This window comes from Paraflavitalea devenefica, assembly GCF_011759375.1.
GTDB lineage: Bacteria > Bacteroidota > Bacteroidia > Chitinophagales > Chitinophagaceae > Paraflavitalea > Paraflavitalea devenefica.
In genome coordinates this window covers 2224608-2244800 of record NZ_JAARML010000001.1, presented here as the reverse complement: position 1 = coordinate 2244800, position 20193 = coordinate 2224608, and the positions used below count along the sequence as shown (strand labels likewise).

Below are 20193 nucleotides of genomic sequence, written 5' to 3'. Positions count from 1 at the left end.
GATTAGCACAGAACAGGAGCCAATAGAAGCGTACCTTAGCAGAAGGCCCTGCATCCTGCGTAATACCCGTAATTTTTTGAGAGAATTGCCCTGTGAGCATACCAGGGAAATACCCTACGAATGGACCAGGCGGCTCAATATAAAGTGGCTTTTACACAGGAAATGAGGCCATTGAATCAGGATACCCTCTTTAATTCCGGGAAAAAAGGTCTATTTACATACCAATAAACCCAGGCCCATTCATTCATGAAGTTGTTGCCAACCATTCAGCTAATCTTCCTGGCAGTGACCTGCTGTTGGCTTCCGTATGGGGCAGGGGCTCAATATAACTTCGACAAAGCCATTTACTTAAATAAAGAACAGGGGCTGCCGGCCAACCATGTATACCTGACCCAGAAGGGGCCGGACGGTTTTATCTGGGCAGGCACCCGGGAAGGGCTGTGCCGGTTCGACGGGCAGCAGTTCAAGGTATACCGGCAGGGCAATGACCTGCGCTATTCCCTGTTTGATAATACCGTGAATGCTATTTTACCCCTTAAGCGGGAGATATGGATAGGTACCAACCAGGGCATATCCGTGCTCAATATCAGCAGCGGGCAATTCAGGCATTACCAGTTGGGAGAAACGGGCAAAATGGATAGTCTTACCCGGGACCTGAATTATGCCGTTCATGTGATCAGGCAGGATGCTGCCGGGGTAATATGGGTGGGCACCCGCACTTTTGGCGTATGGGCTTATGACAAGGCAACAGATAATTTCAGACATTATACCGGCTCGCCTGCAGCCTATCCGCAGGTAGTACCCTTGCTGGGCTCCAACAGCTCTGTACTGAGCATAGAGCCCTGCAACAACAATGATTCCATTATATGGGCAGGAACAGTAGGTGGCCTGCAGGAAATTAATAAGTTTACCGGCGCCGTTAAATGGCATGTCTTTCCGCAAAAAGATAAAGATTACCAGGTAGCCGTGAATGCCTTTCGCAGGCTGTACCACCACACTGATGGGCTGCTGTATGTAGGCGGATGGTCGGCAGGCATGCATGTTTTCGATCCTGCTGCGCAAACTTTACGTCCGCTGCCGGTGAGCCATCGCTGGGGACGGGTACTGAAAACCCCGATTGCCAGCATCCTTCGTAAAAACGATCATGAATTGTGGATCACTACGCTGGACGGCCTGGTGATCTATGATACCCGCCTGAAAGACATTGTATGGTCCAGGCTCAATAACATTCCGGAAAATCTTTTTTATGGCGTGCATTGTATTGACGAGCACAACAGGATATGGTATGGCAATATCAATGGCATCCAGCTTTTTGATCCGGCCATGCAGCAATTCACCAGTTTTTCTTTCGAAGCCTTATACGGACGCGATTGGGCTTTTAACCGGCATATCATCAGCGACTCCACCGGCAGGATGATCACGGTATGTCCTATACAGGCCAACGGGCTGTACGTTTTTGATAAACTAAACAGCACCTGGACAAAGATGCCATTGAATGCACCAGCGCCTTATAAAAAACTGGAAGTACGCGGCCTGGTGCCGTTGCCCGACGGCAGGCTGGCCATTTCATCGGAACAGGGATTGTTCACTTACCAGGTAAGCACCCGGCAACTGCGGGCGATGAAGCCACCGCCTACACAGTTCAACAGGTGGTACGATATGCAGCTAGATAAACGGGGGCGTTTGTGGCTGGCGGCTGACCTGGATGGGCTCATTTGCTGGGACTACCGTACCGGTCAATACCGCAATTATAGCAAGCAGATCTGGGCCTATGATACTTCTATGCCTTCTGTAAGAGTGGCGAACCTGTTTGTAGACAGCCATAACAATGTGTGGTTTGCCCGTTATAACGGATTTGGGGTGTACCTCGCCGAAAAAGATAGCATTGCCAATTTTATTTATTCGCACAACCGGTCAACAAGCTTGTCCTATGTAAACTCATTTGCAGAAGACAAAGCCGGGCGGATATGGGTGAGCAATAATGAAGGATGGCTGGGCTTTGCACAGGTGCAGGCGCCGGAAAAAGGCATTGTATCAAAGACCTGGCTGCCGGATAAAAAGATTGAAGGGAAGATATACACGCTGGCCACAGATCGCCAGGGCCATGTATGGGGATATACCGATAAGTTACTGATACGTATCAATGCTACTGATACCAGCCTTTCCACGTTCAACTTTCAATACGGCTTGCGGGAAGTTGACTTTTACCATTTTTCTTTCCTGCCCTCCGGCGACATGGTGTTTGGAGGCCGCGCTGATATTGTGCTAGCCAATCCTTCCACCTTCAAACGCAATGAAGAGCTGCCCGCGCCTTATATCAGTGAACTCCAGGTGCTCAACCAGCCGGCCGCTTTTCCCGCAGTGTTTAACGATACTACCCTTAACCTGTCCTATAACCGCAACTTCTTTACTATTGGATTTTCGGCGCAGGCCTATACACTGGCCAATGAAGTGCGCTTCCGTTACCGGCTGCAGCGCTTTGATGACTGGAAGGAAGTAACCGGCAAGAATACCGCCAACTATACCAACGTGCCGCCAGGAGACTACATTTTCCAGTTGCAGGCAGCCAATAACGAGGGTGTATGGAATGAGAAAATGCTGCAGCTCTTTGTACACGTGGCCACTCCCTGGTGGCAAACCTGGTGGTTCCGGATCGCGGCGCTTGTAGTGGTGGCTGCTATCGTGTATTGGCTGTACCGGTTCCGGATCAAACAGATCAGGAAGAAGGCGCAACTGAAATCCCAATATGAAAAGAAACTGGCCAATGTGGAAATGAGTGCCCTGCTGGCGCAGATGAACCCGCACTTCCTGTTCAACAGCCTTAATTCCATTGACAGCTATATTATCAAAAACGAATCGAAGAAGGCTTCTGAGTACCTGAACAGCTTTGCGCGATTGATGCGGCTGATCCTGCAGCATTCGCGTTCCAATTATATCAGTTTGAAAGATGAGCTGGAAACGCTGGACCTGTACCTGCAGATGGAAGGCTTGCGTTTCCGGGACCAGTTCCGCTACGAAATAAACGTGGTGACCCAAACCGATACCGGCTCGATTGTGATACCGCCCATGCTGATACAGCCGTATGTGGAAAATGCCATCTGGCACGGATTGATGCATAAACAGGATGGCACGGAAAGAAAGGTGGAACTGCTGATCGAGGAACGCGACAATAACCTGTTCTGTGTGATACAGGATAATGGCATTGGCCGGGCGAAAGCGCAGGCACAACGGGCCTATAAGTTTGCCGGCAAGAAAAGGTCGATGGGCATGCAGATCACGCGCGACAGGCTGGAGATTATTAATAAGTTGTATAATATTAATACGTGTGTAACGATTACGGACCTGGTAGATGCGGAAGGTGGAGCAGCGGGGACGAGGGTGGAGTTGGTGATACCGGTATGATAATTCTATATTCTCAAAGCATTTTTTATGATCAAAGCAGTAATTATTGACGATGAGCACCACAGCATTGAAACGCTGAAGTGGAAGCTGGAAAATTATTGTCCCGAGGTATCGGTGGTGGCTTCTTTTGAAAAGCCGGCAGAAGGTGTAGCCTGGCTGAAACAAAATGCCCCCGACCTGCTCTTCCTCGATATCGAAATGCCCATGCTCAATGGGTTTGATGTGCTGGAAGAACTGGGCAGGGACATTGAGTTTGACGTGATCTTTACTACTGCCTATGACAATTTCGGCATTCAGGCCGTTAAGTTCAGCGCACTCGACTACCTGCTGAAGCCGGTGCAGAATAAAGAACTGAAAGAAGCCATTGAAAAACACCAACGCAAGACACAACGCCGGATACCACCGGAACAAATGGATGTATTGTTAAATAATATCCAGGCGGAAAAAAAAGGCAGGATGGGCCGCATTGCGCTCGCTTCCAAAGAAAGCATTGAGTTTGTAGACCCGCAGGTGATCATCTGCTGTGAAGCCAGCAGCAATTATACCACGATATACCTGACCGATAACCGGAAGAAAGTGATCTCTCGCATCCTGAAGGATTTTGAGGACATGCTGTCGCCTTATCATTTCTTCCGGGCGCATAATTCTTACCTGGTGAACTTAAACCAGGTGCGTGAGTTTATCCGTGGGGATGGCGGTTACCTGGTGATGGAGAATAAAATGAAGATACCGGTGTCTAAAAGCAGAAGGGAAGAGTTGATGAGTTTGTTGATGTAGCTATTCTCCGCAGCGTCCCCTGCGGGAGACACTGCGGGGAAGAATCCAAAATCCAGTATTCAGCATTCAGAAGCTTTTGCTTCGAGACTGCCTGAAGAACCAGGGCTAAAAGCCCAGTAATAAAGCTGCGAGGCTGTAAGCCTCGCAGCGCGGTAAGCAAATGTGAACAATCTACTATTTTGAATCCAATACAGTACCTCTATGTATGAAAGCAATACGATACGGACCAAGGATGGTTACAGGATCGGTGTGAAGCTGTATGCCCATGATACAGCCCATCACAAAGTGATCCTGATTGGCTCGTCCGTGGCCGTAACCCAGGAATACTACCATGATCTGGCTGTGTACCTCCAGTCGGAAGGATACCCCGTAGTCACTTTCGATTACCGTGGTGTAGGCCTGTCGGCGCCTGATCATTTAAAAGGCTATAAAGCCGACCTGCACCAATGGGCGGTACAAGACTTAGACGCAGTAATCCTTTATACCAGAAACAATTTTCCCGGAAAAGAAATTATTTTTATTGGTCATGGGGTGGGCGGCGAACTCGTCGGGCTGTCACCTGCCAGTCAATACATCAGTCGCCTGGTGCTCATCAACAGTTCCCTTACCTGTAAAAAATTATGGCCACTGAAAGGAAGGGTGCGCATCCGGCTGCAAAAGATATTCATCCGCACGCTCTATACCGTGTTTGGCTATTTGCCCGGCAAGTGGGCGGGCTCCTTGCCCAACCTGCCCAAAGGCGTGGTACATGAATGGCTCAACTGGTGCAGTAATTCCAATGGGCTCTTTGACCAATTCCCCGATAATAATTACCGAAAGTTACAGATACCTCTCCTTGCTTTCAGCTTTTCCGATGACTGGCGCTCACCCCGCAGGGCCGTACAGGAATTACTGAATTATTTCTCCAGTGCACAGGTTACCTGGCATCACTTAACCCCCGCCAATACAGGCATGAAGAAGACAGGCCACCTGGGGCCATTCAGAAAGCATTATCGTGATACAATATGGAAGTCGTTGTCGGTGTGGATAGAAAAGTGAGGGTATTTTTTGAGATCAATCAGTTCCAATGGCGCGGATTGCTTGTTCCAGTAAGCATGTACTGCCATGGCAGCGCCTACGGCTGAGGCCTGCGCAATGGAAGCGGCATACACTTCCACCTGCGGATAAGCATTGGCCAACAGGTGCATGTACACCGGATTGCGGCTAAAGCCGCCATCCACAAAGATCTTCTTCACCTCCCTGTTCATGACGAGGTTGGTAGAAGCTACCTGCTGCGCCATGAGGTCTATGATCAACTGGTGATAGGCTTCTTCATAAGTAGCAAACCCCGCGAGTGACCTGCTGCCAAAGGCCGACTGCTGCAAAAGCTTTGGTGCGTCTGCTGCTGTTTGTACGGCAGGCGCCGCTATTAGTTTGGCCACTATAGCCGGATTGTATGCCACCGTTTTATAATAGTTTTCAGACAAGCTGAAATGTTCCGCCAGTTTCTTCACCTGCTGCTCATGTTCATACCCTGCAAAGAGGCGGGATGCCTTGACCGGCTTCGCCCTGAATTCCATGTAACAGAGACAATCCTGTTGCAGCTCTTCAGCCAGTAACCTCGATTGGTTAAAGGGGTTGAGGGTAATACACCAGGTGCCTGTAGAAATGAGCACAAAGGGTTCGGTAAAGTTGGACAGGTAAGGGATCAGGGCAGCTGAACTATCATGTAACCCTACCCCACTCAGCACCGGCCGGCCGTTGAATGAAGCCGGGATCAACTGGTTGGAGGGGAAAATGGGCGCCAGTTTATCTATCACTGCTTCACGGAACAGCCACTCATGATAATGGTTCTGCGAGAAATTCCAAAGCGCCGTATGACAACCGATACTGGTAATATCCGAATAGGTTTTACCGGTAAGCAGGTAGCTCATGTATTGAGGCAGGTGCAGGGAATACCTGATCTTGTCGAACAACTGCGGCTTTTCCTCTTTTAACCAGTATAACTGCAGGCCGGAGTTGAGGTTGCCCAATGCCGGTGAAGCCGTATGAATGGAGAAGGTGATCTCCCCACCATATTTCTGGTAAAATGCTTTTTGCAGGTCGGCTGGGTAAGGCTTGAGGTAATTATACAAAGGCGCTACCGGTTTGCCTTCTGCATTGATGTGTACAAAGCTGGCGCCATAGGTAGAGCAATTCACCGCTTTAAGGTCGAACTCCCGCATGGCCAATATTTCCTGCAGGGATTTCCTGACCCATTGGGTGAGGGCTACAATGTCTTCACAGGGATCGCCATCCTCGTCTTTTGTTTCAGAGAAAGGCGTTGACCGCTCCAACAGGATGTTGTAGTCTTCATCGAAGATGAAAAACTTCTTATTGGTTTTGCCAATGTCGAAGATCGCTATGACGGGCGTGGTGGTCACTGGCTGCTTTATTATAATCCTGTAGCTACGGTTTTTTGTCCGCGGTCTTTGATCAACTGCTCACGCACTTTCGCAGTGCGGTAGAATGCGAGGGGCTGCAACGCGCCACCGGCCTGCAGGCGTGCTTCGGCCACGAGGGGACGCACATCTGTACGGTAAGCCTGTTGCAGTATTTCCTGGGCCTTTGCCACATCATTGTTTTCCTGCGCCTGTTGCAAAGCCTTTGTATCTACCAGCAGGGCCTGCGCATAAGCGATCTTGATCGCTTCTACTGATTGCAGCAGGTCTTCCAGCGGATCTTTTACATTGTGCGAGGCATCAATCATCCAGCCAAGGTCGGTAGTATGGTTCATAGACCGGGCATCCATCCCTTCCACCAGTTCATTAAAGATGAGGAATAACTGGTAAGGATTGATGCTGCCTACAGTAAGATCGTCATCACCATACTTGGAATCATTGAAATGGAAACCACCGAGCTTTCCTTCATTGAGTAAGAGCGCCACGATCTGCTCAATATTGGCATTGGGCAGGTGGTGACCAAGGTCTACCAGGGTATAGGCCTTCGGTCCTAATTTGTTGGCATATAATAATGACTGGCCCCAATCGCCCACGGTCATTGAATAGAAATTGGGTTCAAAAGCTTTGTATTCTACAAACATTTTCCAGTGGGCGGGCAGGGCGGCATAGATCTCCTGCAAACCTTCCAGCGTACGCTGAAATGCCTTACGGAAGTTGAGCTGGCCGGGAAAGCAGGATCCATCCGACAGCCATACGGTGATGGAATCGGAACCCAGCTCTACACCATGTTTTATCACCTCAATATTGTGTTCAATGGCTTGTTTGCGTACTGCTTTGTCCACATGCTGCAGGGAGCCGAATTTATAGCTATGCTTTTGATCTTTCTGGTCCTGGAAGGTGTTGGAGTTTACGGCATCGAAGCGCAGGCCGTGTTGTGCAGCCAACGCTTTGATGGCCTGTGCATTTTCGGGAATGTCCCAGGGTATGTGCAGGGAGATGGCGCCGCCCGATTGGTTGAGGCTATGTAATAGACCTACATCTTCAATCTTCTCTTCAAGGGTGCGGGGTTCGCCTCCGCCGGAAAAACGGCCAAAGCGGGTGCCACCAGTGCCGAGTGCCCAACTGGGGATGGCTACCTGGAAATCCTTTAGTTTCTGAATAACTGATTTAACATCGGGTACATCAGCGGCTACAAAATCCAATTTGCGTTTATGTTGAGCAAGAAGGTCACTGTTATGGCTGTCAATCTTATGCTTTTCCACTTGCATGTTCAATCGTTTTATGGTAAGTAAAATACTTCTTTTAAGGGAATACTCACGGGTGAATTATCCGGGTTGCTTTCCATAATGTCTTTCATGTAGGCCCACCACTTTTGCATGACGGGCTGTGCAGGCAGGTTATCCAGCGCTTTGGGATCCGTTGCCTTCAGCACGCCAAACAGGCTATTGGTGGTTTCATCGAGAAAGATGGAATATTCACTGATGCCGGTTTGTTTCAGCAGTTGTTCCAGCTCCGGCCACAGCGCCTCATGCCGTTTGAGGTATTCCTCTTCGAAGCCCTTATACAGTTGCATTTTGAATGCTACGCGCGCCATAGTAATTTTTTTCAGCCAGAGCCAGAGGCTCTGAAATAACCGTCACCAGCCAGAGGCTGGCGACAGTGGATGATTTATTATCTTACGAAAGCCATTGCTACTCCTCCATCCACATTCAGCACATTGCCGGTTGATTTATCCAGCAGGCCGCCTACGAATACGAAACAGGCATTGGCAATGTCTTCCGGTAAGATGATCTCATTGAGTAAAGTACGTTTGGCATAGAAAGCCGGCAGGTCTTCCACCTTTACGCCATAAGCTTTGGCGCGGCCTTCGGCCCAGGCGCCTTCCCAGATCTTACTATCGGAAATAACCGCATCGGGATTGATGACATTCACGCGGATATTGTCTTTACCCAGCTCGGCAGCATTGAGGCGGCTGAGGTGCAACTGCGCCGCTTTGGCAGAACCATAACCGGCATTATTCGGACCCGATACCAGGGCATTCTTACTTACAATGTTGAGCACATCGCCATCCAGTCCCTGCTTGCGCATGATATTCACGCCGGCCTGCGTTACAAAGAACTGGCCTTTCACCAGTACATCATACAGCAGGTCCCAATCTTTCTCTGTATGCTCTTCAATCGGCTTGGAAATGGAAAGACCGGCACAGTTCACTACAATATCTATCCCGCCAAAAGCAAGGGCCGCTGTAGTATAGGCATGCTCAATATCATTTTCATTGGTAACATCCAGCACCGCTGTACTGAAAACATCTTTACCATATTTTTTCTGGAAATCCTCTTTCGCGCTTTCCAGGCGGGAGGCATCATTGTCATTAATGATCACACAGGCGCCTTCATCGGCAAACTTTTTAGCGATGGCTTTACCAATGCCGCCGGCGCTGCCGGTTACCAAGGCAATCTTGCCGGATAGCGGTTTCGGCTTAGGCATCCGCTGCAGCTTGGCTTCTTCCAGCAACCAGTATTCAATGTTGAATGCTTCCTGGCGGGGCAGTGAAGTATAAGAAGAGATGGCTTCCGCGCCACGCATTACATTAATGGCATTCGCATAAAACTCGGCAGCTACGCGGGCCGTTTGTTTATCTTTCGCAAAAGTGAACATACCAACGCCGGGATACAGGATCACCACGGGATTGGGATCGCGCATGGCGGGACTATTGGGATGCTTGCAGGAATTATAGTATTCCGCATACATGTTGCGGTATGCCTCAAAAGGCGCTGTCAGTTGTTCTTTGAGTTGCTTGGCATCGGTTAGGTTAGCATCCGGCGCCAGGGTCAATACCAGCGGACTGATCTTGGTACGCAGGAAGTGGTCGGGGCAACTGGTACCCATGGGCGCCAGCCTGTCCAGATCTTTGGAATTAATAAACTGCAGCACCCGGTCATCATCGGTAAAGTGTCCGATCATACGGGAAGCCCCCCCTGATCCCCCCTGAAGGGGGGACATACCGGCTCCGGAACAAAAACCCCGTAATATGGGGGCGAGCAGGGCCGCCTGTTTCAGCCGGTCTTCTTTCTTAAGGGACGTTAGCTTAGCGCCACCGAAGGTGTTTTCCTTCTTTGATTTTGATTCTATGTATTCTGCGCAACGCTCTATCACTTCGAGGGTATTGATATAGCTTTCATAAGCCGTATCACCCCATGTAAAGAGACCATGAGAACCCAGCATAATACCACGGATGCCGGGATTTTCATCCAGGCATTGCTTCAGTTTAAGGCCGAGGTCGAAGCCGGGACGTTGCCATTCTACCCAACCAATAGCGCCTTTGAAGATCTCCTGCGTAATGCGCTTGCCGTCTTTCGCGGCAGCGATGGCAATGGCCGCATCGGGATGCAGGTGATCAATGTGTTTGAAAGGCAAAAAGCCGTGGAGAGGGGTATCAATGGAAGGTGCTTTGGAGCTGAGGTCGAATATGCAATGATTGAACAGCTCTACCATTTCATCTTCATACTGAATGCCACGGTATACGTTGGTAAGGCTACGCAGGCGGTCGACATACAAAGCAGCCAGGCCGCTTTTTTTAAGGGTGCCGATATCGCCACCGGAGCCTTTGATCCACATCACTTCTGTTTCCTTTCCGGTGAGGGGGTCTTTGGCTATTACTTTGCACGAGGTATTGCCGCCGCCATAATTGGTAAGCCGCAGGTCGGCGCCCAGCAGGTTAGAACGATAAATCAACAAAGCCACTTCATCACCAGCCATAGAGGCGGCTGTAGCTTCATTCCACAAATAACTGACATGCTTAAATGTTGATGTAGTAACAGACATTTTCAAATATTTAAATGCTATGAATTGCGGTTTGTTGTTGCTGTTCCTTTTTTGCCTTGTCTTTGAGATAGTTGCCATAGCCTACAATCAGTACGGACAGCAGGATCACCGCGATGCCGGTGATGATGGTATTTTTAGTTTTCCGGGTAACGCCTTTCCATTCGTTAAGCGCCAGGCCCCAGGCATTGGCGATGAGTATAATGAAGGCCATGTGCAGTATCCAGGAGCTGGCGCCATTGCCCAGCCTGCTTTCGCCCATGCCGTAGAAAAAGAACTGCAGGAACCAGGTAGTGCCGGCTAACGCTGAGAACAGGTAGTTTTTGCGGAGCGGCGCCTGCTTATTAGTATAGTCTTTAAATGTTTTATTACGGGCATTGAGGATCATGCACCAGATCAGGTTGGTGGTGAGCCCTCCCCATAATAACACCACATAGATCACATTGTTTCGATACAGGAACTCTCCTTCGCCAGGATGGGCGGCTTTCCAGGCCTCGTTGGCTACGACCGACATGGGCGTTCCCGCCTCAATGCCAAAGCTGAAACAGGCGCTGAGCACGCCGGAAATGATGGCTACCAGCAATCCCAGGCCAAGCTTAAATTCCTGATTGGCAGCACTTTTATTAGCGGCCAGGTCTTTATCTTTCATGCCCCCGGCCTTGCCGCAAATGATAATGCCGATTACGCATACCAGCAACCCCAATAGCACCATCTGTCCCCAGCGATGGGTAAACAGGTCGGTAATGGTATCCTTCCCGGCTTCGGGAAAAATATCATAATACACGGAGGGGATGAGCGAACCGAAAATGGAACACAGCCCCAGGATAATGGAGCTGCCGAGTGATACACCGAGGTAGCGAACGCCCAGCCCATACGTAAGACCGCCAATGCCCCAGAGCACACCCATGATATAGGTCCACTTGAGCACTGAAAAATCGGTTGAGCTAATGATGCTGCCAAAATCGGGGATGGTCAGATAAGCAGCCAGCGGGGGAACAATGAGCCAGGAGAAAAGGCCGCCAATGATCCAGTAGCTTTCCCAGGCCCAGCCTTTTACTTTTTTAAATGGTATGTAGAAACTTCCTGATGCAAAACCGCCGATAAAGTGAAATATAACGCCGAAAATAACACCCATGAGTTAAAAGTTTTTTCAATATGGCCTGGCAAGAAATTACAAAATAATGTGATTAAAAGTAGCCGGATTCAGTTAGTCCGCCGTCATGTACCATCATGGTTTGTAGACGAATAGCGCGTTATAAATGGTTGGGTGTGGTGACGGTATAAGATCCATTGCCGATTGCCGGTTCATGGTTGCTGTCCTGCCCTGCAATCGTTCCCGTAAATAAGCCGGTCTGCATGCCACATTTTTTGTAGGTTTGAGAATTAATGAGTTAACGAACGCCGCTGTGATGAAAAAGCCGCCGATCTATCAACACCTGTACATTGACTATCATTCCGCCACCCCCAAGTACCTGCAACTGGCCAATTCCATTGTAAAGGCTATTGCAGACGGTAAGATAGCGAAAGATGAAATATTGCCTTCTATCAATGAGTTGAGCTTCGAGTTTGAGATCTCCCGTGATACGGCCGAGAAAGGATATAAGCACCTCAAGAAAATAGGTGTACTGGGCTCGGTGCCGGGTAAAGGTTTCTTTGTGAAGACGACCGAGGTGAACCACCAGTTGAAGGTATTCCTGTTGTTCAACAAGCTAAGTCCGCATAAAAAGATCGTATATGATGCTTTTGTGGCTGCACTGGGTGAGATGGCCAGCGTGGACTTCTATATTTATAATAATGACTTCGCTTTCTTCAAAAAGCTGCTGGAAAACAAGAAAGATGATTATACGCATTATGTGATCATCCCCCATTTTATGGAAGGTGGCGATAATGCGCATGAGATCATTAATATTATAGACAAGAATAAGCTGATCCTGCTGGATAAGTTGGTAGCTGGCGTGAATGGTGAATATGGCGCCGTATATGAGAATTTTGAGAAGGATATTTACAATGCGCTGGAGCAGGCTTTGCAGCAACTGAGCAAGTATGATACGCTGAAGATCATTTTCCCCGCCTATACTTATTTCCCGCAGGAGATCTTAAAAGGCTTTTACCGCTTCTGCAATCAGTATGCGTTTAATTATAAGGTAGTACATGACATTGAGGAAGAACCGATACAGGAAGGCGAGGCCTATATTAACCTGATGGAAAATGACCTGGTGACCCTGATTGAACGAATACTGGCCACGAAATTAAAAGTGGGCAAACAGGTTGGAGTGATCTCTTACAATGAAACGCCGCTGAAGAAGATTATCCTGAATGGCATTACTACTATTTCCAGTGATTTCCAGATGATGGGTGAGAAGGCCGCACAATTAATCCTGGAGCGCAGCACAGAGCATGTAGCCATACCGTTTTATCTGACGTTAAGGGCTTCGTTGTAGAATTTCGAATTTAGTATGTAGCATTCCGGATTCTCCAGGTGTAACTGCGTGATCAATTCCGGGAGGACCTGTATGAAGCTTTCCATCGCTTAATACGTGCCATGCTCCAATCACTACCTCCTTTGCAAAAACGCTGGTAACTTCTGTCTCCTTCGCTAAAGCTTCGGCGGCTAAGGTTGCTTGTTTTTTCTCTTCCAGCTTTTTGATCCAGGCTTCTTTTGCTTCGCGGGCTTTGCGTTCTTTTTCTGCTTTGATGAGTTCCGGATATTTGGGCTTGCCGTATTTATCACGCTTGCGCATCATGGCTTCGAGGGATACTACCCTTCTCTTCCTGATCTTTTTTGGTTTGGGCTGGAAGATGGGGTTGTTGGGATCAACTGCTTTTATTTGTTCCCAGTATTCCACGTAACATTTCCAGAGGAGCTGTTTTACATGTTCATCTGTATAAGGATTCTCTTTTAATAAGGTGAAGGCTTCGCCGGTAAAGGAGCGGTACATCCAGAACTGGCGCCAGCCGGGTGGCAGGGCTTTGTATATCTGTGAACCAATCTTTGAGGCGCGGGTTAGCAGGCGGGCAAAGATCATGGTCTCTTTAAACTCCCAACTGGTTTTGACCCGCTCACTGGTGAGGGAACTTTGGGCGCGGGCATAATACTGTCCGTCCATTTTATAGAAGGTGATGCCATGAAGGGTGCCTTCAAAGCGGCAGAGTCCGGCGATTTGCTTTGCCATAGATTTGGATTATATACATGAATTTAGTCATATTTATTGTCTGAACCAAGATGAAGGGGATTAATGGGATTAATGGGATGGGAGGAGGGACGGGGCGCGGTTTTGGGGCTAAAAGCCCCGTAATAGACCTTCGAGGCTAAAAGCCTCGAAGAGCGGCACTAAGGGTTGAGCTGGTTGCTGGTTGGCAGTTACTGGTAGTTGAAACAACTTGTATGAATACCTAAGTAATTGATTGTAGAATAGTTAAACGTTCATTCCGCTGCCTGGCGGGGAGATGTGACCGGGTTGCGATTTTAGTAAAATGCGCCTTTACTATAGCTATGGGTTAAGGTTGGTATAGCTTTGGTATTTAGTACCCATTTAGTATCCACTTACTATCCCAGGCGGACCTGGTTACTATCAGGAGGAATCCCTTCCCTTAAGGGGGGTAGTTGTCCCGACGACTGACTGGTCATTGTTTACGCATATAAGAGCTCCTGCTTCTTCCGGTGCATGGGTAATTCATCAAAATGTTCCATAATGAGGGCCGCAGCGCCCAGGCGTTCTGCATTGTACCCGAGGGGCGAGATCATGATCTCAATATGCTCGGCTATTTTAGGAATGCAATGCTCATTAAGGGCCTGTTGCACAGGCGCCAGCCAAAGACGGCCGGCCAATGCCCCTCTCCCACTCAGTACGATCAAGCCGGGATTTAAGATATGAATAAGGATAGCTATTCCCCGGCCGATATGGTAAGCGGCCTGCGATAATAACTCTACTGCATATTTATCACCTTTTACGGCTGCCTCCATAATGGCCTTACTGGTTTCTTCGAGGTGTTCCGGCGACAGGTTTTTTAAGATGGAGGTCCGGCCTTCCTTCAAACCCTGGATGGCTTTCTCTGCAATCACCTGGAGAGAGGTTTCGGTTTCCAGGCAGCCCATTTTACCACAGTTGCAGATCTTATTATTGGTAAAAAGCGGTATATGGCTGAATTCTCCTGCAAATCCATTCTGTCCCCTGAATAAACTACCATTCAGGATCATGCCCAGCCCAATGCCCCAGCTAATATTGACCACCACCGCATTCCTGCGGTTGCGGGCAGCCCCCAGTTTCCATTCGGCAAGGGCTATTAAGCTGGAGTCGTTATCAATCAATACGGGTAAGCCGGTAACAGACTCAATGTAATTAATGATGTTATTATTAGTCGGATTCAGGAAGGAGTAATTAATGCCTTTCTGGCCATCCACAAATCCCGGCATGCCTATTCCGATACCAGCAATCTTTTCTTTGTCAATACCGGCATTCAGGATAAAATGACTCAGGTGACGGCCCAGTTCCTGCAGTGCCTGGGGATTCAGCTGAAGGGACAGTTCAATCCGTTCTACTTTAGCCACTACCTGGTTAGCCAGGTCCAATATACTAATATGGGTAATGAACTGATCCATCGCTACCGATATCACATACATGATATCCGGGTTTACCGCATATACCTGTGGCCGGCGCCCTCCGGTAGACATGGCATGGCCAGATTCGCGGACTATTCCCTCTTCGACCAATTCATTCAACGCGCGGGCGGTATGCGGCAGGCTTTTATCAGTTAAAGCGCTTAGCTCGGCACAGGATAACTTCTGATTAAAGTACAGATGCTTAATCAGTGACTTTTTGTAGATAGCCTGTTTCTCGGACACTTATTAAAATTTTTGTTTAACGGTTGGGATTCAGGCGAAAAGATACACAACTTTCTGCTGAAGGCCATTATCTATGCCTTACTATAACATCCCGGTAACGCGCTTTTGTTCCTTTTCTGCGGTTCTACTTCTTGTTATTTTTCATATAACTTCTTCCAAATTGTTAACCATTCGTCAATAAAACGTAAACAAATTGTGAAAGTTTTATTCATTTTTTAAAAAGTATTAGTAACTTACTGTAATATTTAAAGAAGTTATCTTGTTAATACAGCTGCTCGATGCCCGACAAACAAACCATTTACAGGAGAAAAATCATCAAGCACCTCTACTTTGATGGTTCCCTTTCCTGTACGGATTTGAGTTTGTTGACCAAAAAAAGCGTTCCGCTGACTTCCCGGGTATTGAATGAGCTGATTGAAGAAGGGTATGTGCTGGAAACCGGTCTCGCCTCCTCTACGGGTGGCCGCCGGGCGCAAATGTATTCGCTACGGAATGACCTGATGTATGTGGTATCCATAGCCATGGACCAACTGATCACGCGGATGGCCGTGCTGGACATGCACAATAATTATGTGGGCAAACCGGAGCAGTTCGAATTAAAGCTGGCCAATAACGCGCATGCCTTGCATGAGTTAAAAGATGCGATTGCCGGATTTATCGGGCGGCTGGAGATACCGAAAGAGAAGATAGCCGGGGTGGGCATTGGCATGCCGGGGTTTGTGGATGTGCGTAAAGGGATCAATCATTCTTTTCTTAAAGCCAGTGAAGGAAGCATTGTGCATTATATCGAATCGCACATTGGCTTGCCGGTTTTGATAGATAATGATTCCAGCCTGGTGGCCCTGGCAGAACTGCGGTTAGGCGCTGCCCGCAACCGCCAGAATGTAATGGTGATCAACATCAGTTGGGGCATTGGACTGGGATTGATACTGAAAGGAGAATTGTTCAGAGGATACAATGGCTTTGCAGGAGAATTCAGCCACATCCCGGTGTTCATGAATAATAAGATGTGCAGTTGTGGTAAAAGCGGCTGCCTGGAAACAGAAGCATCCCTGCTTACCATAGCAGATAAAGCGGTGACAGAACTACAACAAGGTAAGATATCACAGTTAAAAGACCTGCCGCGTGAACATGTGGAAGAAACCATACAGGCCATTGTAGAGGCCGCGGTGAAGGGCGACAAGCTGGCGGTAGGTCTTTTCTCTGAAGCAGGCTATAACATCGGAAGAGGCATTGCGATCCTTATTCACCTCCTTAATCCGGAACTGGTAGTACTGAGCGGAAGGGGCGCTGCAGCAGGCCGTCTTTGGTTGCCGCCCATTCAGCAAGCTATCAATGAACACTGCATACCCAAGATTGCAGAGAATACAGAAGTAATTATATCAACACTTTGTTTCCAGGCTGGCTTAACAGGGGCTGCTGCATTGGTAATGGAACATTTTGACAAAAATACGCTCGATCACTTATCGAGGAAACAAGAGAAAGTAGCCTGATCAGTTAGCCTTATCCTGCCGAATACTTCATTTTCCTACCCCAAAGCTTGTTTATAAACCAGACAAACTAACAATCATTTTCTAACAACCAAAACAATTACAATGAGAATGCAAATTGGCAGATGGCTTACTTTGCTCTGCATGTTCCTGGTGAGTACAGTATTGTACGCGCAGGAAAGGAAAACCGTAAGGGGTATAGTGCAGGACAACAAGGGCGTTGCGTTGGCGAACGCAGCCATCAAAGAAAAAGGGGTTAATAATACCGTTTTATCAAATACGCAGGGCGCTTTTACCATCCAGATAAAACCCAATGCTATTCTGGAAGTGAGCTATGTGGGGTATGACCTGGTAGAGATCCAAACGGGTAGTGACGACAGCTATACTATATCCCTGCAGGAAAAACAAGGTAGTTTGCAGGAAGTGGTAGTCACTTCTTTAGGCCTCTCCAAACAACAGAAGGCTTTGGGATATGCTGTAAGCACCATCAAGGCTGAAGATCTTACCCAAACAGGTTCACCTAATTTTGCTTCAGCGCTGTATGGTAAGGCTCCCGGTGTACGTATTGGTACTACGCCCGGAGGCGCCACCAGTGCTGTGAATATCACTATCCGCGGCATCAATTCTATTACCGGTAAAAACCAGCCCCTGATCGTGCTGGATGGTGTTCCTATCCGTGACGGTGAGGTAAAAAATAATGACTACTGGGGCGATCAACGTCTGCGGGGTAATGGATTATTGGATATTAACCCGGAAGACATTGACAATATTACCATTTTAAAAGGCGCTTCTGCTGCAGCGTTGTATGGTTCTGAAGCGGTAAACGGCGTGGTATTGATCACTACCAAGAGCGGCAAAGGCAAGAAAGGGTTCAGCGTGGATGTAACTGCCAATTACAGCAGGGATGAAGTGGCCTTTTTGCCGAAATACCAAAATGTAAGAGGCCCCGGCGCTCCTAAACATGTAGCCGATGGCGGTCAGGATGCTGAAGGCTTTATTTACCAGGACCTGGATGGGGATGGCGTAAAAGAAACGCGGGGAGTAGTTGGTTTTACTATCAACTTCGGGCCTAAATTCGATGGAAAACCGACAGTGGGCTGGGATGGTAAGATAAGACCTTATGAGGCGCAGACAGATAATTACAAGAGCTTGTTCAGGGTAGGCAATAATTCGAGTGTGAATGTAGCGATGACCCATGCAACTGAAAATGCCAATGTACGTTTCTCATTGACCCGTCAGGACAACCAGGGCGTAAGCCTTGGCGCCAAGAATACGAAGAATATCGCCAACCTGAACAGTTCCTTCCGGCTCCATAAAAATTTCTCTACCGATGTAATGATCAATTACATCAATCAACACACCAAGAACCGTCCTTATTCCATTGACCGGATGATCAACAATTTTACCGGTATGATGGGCAGGTTTGAACATGCTGACTGGTACCTGGACAAGTATAAAACCAGCAGGGGATATAAGTTTGTGACCGGAACGGACCAGAGCTTAACACCGGACGAGAATATCACCCTGCCTGGCTTCAAACCTGACCTGGCGGATTACGTATGGCGGATCAAAGAACACCGGGAAGACGAATACAGCAACCGGGTGATCGGTAGCCTTACCAATAACTGGCAAATCCTCAACAACCTGAAGTTGCGTGCCAGGATAGCTACCGACTTTACTTCAGAAAGGGCAGAGAGCAAACAATCTACCGAAATACCCTTGATCTTCGGGAACTCAGGCTTCTTTGCTTACAGAAACACCGTTAGTACTATTATTTATGGCGATGTATTGCTGACCTATACGCAAAAGATTACGCCCGACATCGAAATGAACGTAATGGGTGGTTATACGGCTACTGATACCAAAGTAACCTCCGTTCAAAGGGAAACCAATACCGGCCTGAGTGTAGAGAACTGGTTCGATATAAAAGCCTCTGTGAATACACCTGGCGCCAATGATGCTTTTAACTTCCGCAACAGGCTGGTAAAGGATGCATTTATCGGAACCATTAACGGCAGCTACAAAGATTACCTGTTTGTAGAAGGTACTGTACGGAGGGACAGAACTTCCAGCATGCACCCCGACAATAACAGCTTTGTATATCCTTCTGTTAATGCGAGCCTGGTAGTATCAGACGCTTTCCAATTACCGGCTTTTATTAATTATGGTAAGGTACGTGCTTCCTGGGGCATCGTAGGTAACTATCCTGATGTATATGCTGCCAATATCGCGTATACACAAAATACCCTGGGTGTGCAGCAGTCAGGCGGACAGGCAGTGCTGTATACCACCATTCCGCGTGACTTTGGCAATGATGGTATCCGTCCTGAAGAGAAACATGAAATTGAAGTGGGACTGGAAGCCAAGTTCCTGAATAACCGGCTCGGTGTAGATATCTCTTATTATAATGGACAGATCAAGGACCAGATATTGCCTATTACTATTCCTGGCAGTACAGGCGCCACTTCTGTGTTAACAAATATCGGCACCCTGAGAAATAAAGGCCTTGAAATAGGTATTACCGGCTCACCGGTAAGGGGCCGGGATTTCAGATGGGAATCAGGGATCAATTTTGCCTTTAATAAGAATATCGTAGAAAAACTGGCAGACGGTTCTACTGAATTAATACATGCCGATTACGACGGAAACGCCGCCCAGTTAATTTCCACCGTTGGTCAGCCCATGGGCGACTTCTATATTCACCCCGTAGCTAAAAACGATAAGGGAGAGATGATTGTTGAACCCAATGGTTTGCACAAACTGGATGAAAAGCTGGTAAAGGCCGGCAATGCCATGCCTAAGGTAGTGGGTGGCTTTTTCAATACCTTTTCCTACAAGAACTTCTCCTTAGATGTAATGACCGACTTCCGCTTTGGCGGTTATGTAATGCCCACCGGTGTTAACTGGATGATCAGCCGGGGACTTTTGGAAGAAAGTCTTAACTATATGGATGCTGCGCATGGCGGTTTGAGTTATTATGTCAATGCAGCCGGCAAAGGCGTGCAAACAACTGCTGCGGCAGGCCCCAACGGAGAAACAGTGTTCCACGATGGTATGCTGATGGGTGGTGTTACCGCCAATGGAGATCCCAACAACAATGTGATATCACAGGCTTTTTATTACTGGAATACTTACAACTGGGGTGGCCCTCAATACAGTTATTCAAGGTATGAGCTGTATGTAAAAAAGAACTCTTATATCAAGATGCGGGAAATGGCGCTGAGCTATAGTTTACCAGCGGAAGTAGCCAATAAGATAGGACTTAAGAGAGTACAACTCTCTGTATTTGGGCGGAACCTGTTTTACATATACCGGACCATTAAAAACATAGATGCCGAACAAACTGTGGCAGGCTCAAGATGGTTCCAGTCGCTTACCAATGCGGGTACGAATCCATCTACCAGAACTTTTGGTATTATGTTAAGAGCAGGTTTGTAAA

At 48.1% G+C, this 20193-nt stretch carries 13 protein-coding genes; 6 read left to right on the top strand and 7 right to left on the bottom strand.

Annotated features, from left to right (window positions below):
- Positions 1-246 precede the first annotated feature (246 nt).
- From HB364_RS09170 to HB364_RS09160, 3 genes are all read left to right on the top strand, one after another.
- Positions 247-3402 (top strand): sensor histidine kinase, encoded by a 3156-nt coding sequence (locus tag HB364_RS09170; RefSeq protein ID WP_167287584.1) that lies wholly within the window; start codon positions 247-249, stop codon positions 3400-3402.
- 27 nt (positions 3403-3429) lie between these two features.
- A complete protein-coding gene (locus HB364_RS09165; protein WP_167287583.1) occupies positions 3430-4179 on the top strand; it encodes a LytR/AlgR family response regulator transcription factor in 750 nt (249 codons plus the stop codon).
- Positions 4180-4380: 201 nt separating this feature from the next.
- Positions 4381-5217, top strand: a complete 837-nt coding sequence (locus HB364_RS09160) for an alpha/beta hydrolase family protein (RefSeq protein WP_167287582.1) — start codon at positions 4381-4383, stop codon at positions 5215-5217.
- On the opposite strand, the gene HB364_RS33495 is transcribed toward HB364_RS09160, so the two are convergent.
- The 5 genes from HB364_RS33495 to rhaT form a co-directional block, all read right to left on the bottom strand.
- Complete coding sequence (locus tag HB364_RS33495) at positions 5169-6581, bottom strand: FGGY-family carbohydrate kinase (protein ID WP_167287581.1); 1413 nt, start codon at positions 6579-6581, stop codon at positions 5169-5171. The genes HB364_RS09160 and HB364_RS33495 overlap by 49 nt on opposite strands.
- Positions 6582-6592: 11 nt before the next feature.
- Positions 6593-7867 carry a TIM barrel protein gene (locus HB364_RS09150; RefSeq protein ID WP_167287580.1) on the bottom strand — a complete coding sequence of 425 codons (1275 nt, stop codon included), beginning with the start codon at positions 7865-7867 and terminating at the stop codon, positions 6593-6595.
- A gap of 11 nt (positions 7868-7878) precedes the next feature.
- Positions 7879-8193, bottom strand: a complete 315-nt coding sequence (gene rhaM / locus HB364_RS09145; RefSeq protein ID WP_167287579.1) for an L-rhamnose mutarotase — start codon at positions 8191-8193, stop codon at positions 7879-7881.
- Positions 8194-8270: 77 nt separating this feature from the next.
- Positions 8271-10424 carry a bifunctional aldolase/short-chain dehydrogenase gene (locus HB364_RS09140; RefSeq protein ID WP_167287578.1) on the bottom strand — a complete coding sequence of 718 codons (2154 nt, stop codon included), beginning with the start codon at positions 10422-10424 and terminating at the stop codon, positions 8271-8273.
- A gap of 10 nt (positions 10425-10434) precedes the next feature.
- Positions 10435-11556, bottom strand: a complete 1122-nt coding sequence (gene rhaT / locus HB364_RS09135; RefSeq protein ID WP_167287577.1) for an L-rhamnose/proton symporter RhaT — start codon at positions 11554-11556, stop codon at positions 10435-10437.
- A gap of 274 nt (positions 11557-11830) precedes the next feature.
- On the opposite strand from rhaT, the gene HB364_RS09130 reads away from it, so the two are divergent.
- Positions 11831-12862 (top strand): GntR family transcriptional regulator, encoded by a 1032-nt coding sequence (locus tag HB364_RS09130; protein WP_167287576.1) that lies wholly within the window; start codon positions 11831-11833, stop codon positions 12860-12862.
- Here HB364_RS09130 and HB364_RS09125 read toward each other — a convergent pair.
- Entirely contained in the window at positions 12845-13594 is a 750-nt protein-coding gene (locus tag HB364_RS09125) for a hypothetical protein (RefSeq protein WP_167287575.1), read from the bottom strand. The two genes, HB364_RS09130 and HB364_RS09125, sit on opposite strands and share 18 nt — an antisense overlap.
- Before the next feature lie 458 nt (positions 13595-14052).
- Positions 14053-15264: an ROK family transcriptional regulator gene (locus HB364_RS09120; RefSeq protein WP_167287574.1), complete on the bottom strand. Its 1212-nt coding sequence runs from the start codon at positions 15262-15264 to the stop codon at positions 14053-14055.
- Positions 15265-15542: 278 nt separating this feature from the next.
- On the opposite strand from HB364_RS09120, the gene HB364_RS09115 reads away from it, so the two are divergent.
- Both HB364_RS09115 and HB364_RS09110 read left to right on the top strand, forming a co-directional pair.
- Positions 15543-16757: an ROK family transcriptional regulator gene (locus tag HB364_RS09115; protein ID WP_167287573.1), complete on the top strand. Its 1215-nt coding sequence runs from the start codon at positions 15543-15545 to the stop codon at positions 16755-16757.
- 102 nt (positions 16758-16859) lie between these two features.
- Positions 16860-20192 (top strand): SusC/RagA family TonB-linked outer membrane protein, encoded by a 3333-nt coding sequence (locus tag HB364_RS09110; protein ID WP_208419881.1) that lies wholly within the window; start codon positions 16860-16862, stop codon positions 20190-20192.
- Position 20193: the final 1 nt, after the last annotated feature.

Coding starts and splice junctions, on each gene's coding strand:
- HB364_RS09115 (WP_167287573.1), top strand. CDS start 15,543: ATGCCCGACAAACAAACCATTTACAGGAGAAAAATCATCAAGCACCTC.
- HB364_RS09110 (WP_208419881.1), top strand. CDS start 16,860: ATGAGAATGCAAATTGGCAGATGGCTTACTTTGCTCTGCATGTTCCTG.
- HB364_RS09160 (WP_167287582.1), top strand. CDS start 4,381: ATGTATGAAAGCAATACGATACGGACCAAGGATGGTTACAGGATCGGT.
- rhaT (WP_167287577.1), bottom strand. CDS start 11,556: ATGGGTGTTATTTTCGGCGTTATATTTCACTTTATCGGCGGTTTTGCA.
- HB364_RS09125 (WP_167287575.1), bottom strand. CDS start 13,594: ATGGCAAAGCAAATCGCCGGACTCTGCCGCTTTGAAGGCACCCTTCAT.
- HB364_RS09170 (WP_167287584.1), top strand. CDS start 247: ATGAAGTTGTTGCCAACCATTCAGCTAATCTTCCTGGCAGTGACCTGC.
- rhaM (WP_167287579.1), bottom strand. CDS start 8,193: ATGGCGCGCGTAGCATTCAAAATGCAACTGTATAAGGGCTTCGAAGAG.
- HB364_RS09150 (WP_167287580.1), bottom strand. CDS start 7,867: ATGCAAGTGGAAAAGCATAAGATTGACAGCCATAACAGTGACCTTCTT.
- HB364_RS09140 (WP_167287578.1), bottom strand. CDS start 10,424: ATGTCTGTTACTACATCAACATTTAAGCATGTCAGTTATTTGTGGAAT.
- HB364_RS09130 (WP_167287576.1), top strand. CDS start 11,831: ATGAAAAAGCCGCCGATCTATCAACACCTGTACATTGACTATCATTCC.
- HB364_RS09165 (WP_167287583.1), top strand. CDS start 3,430: ATGATCAAAGCAGTAATTATTGACGATGAGCACCACAGCATTGAAACG.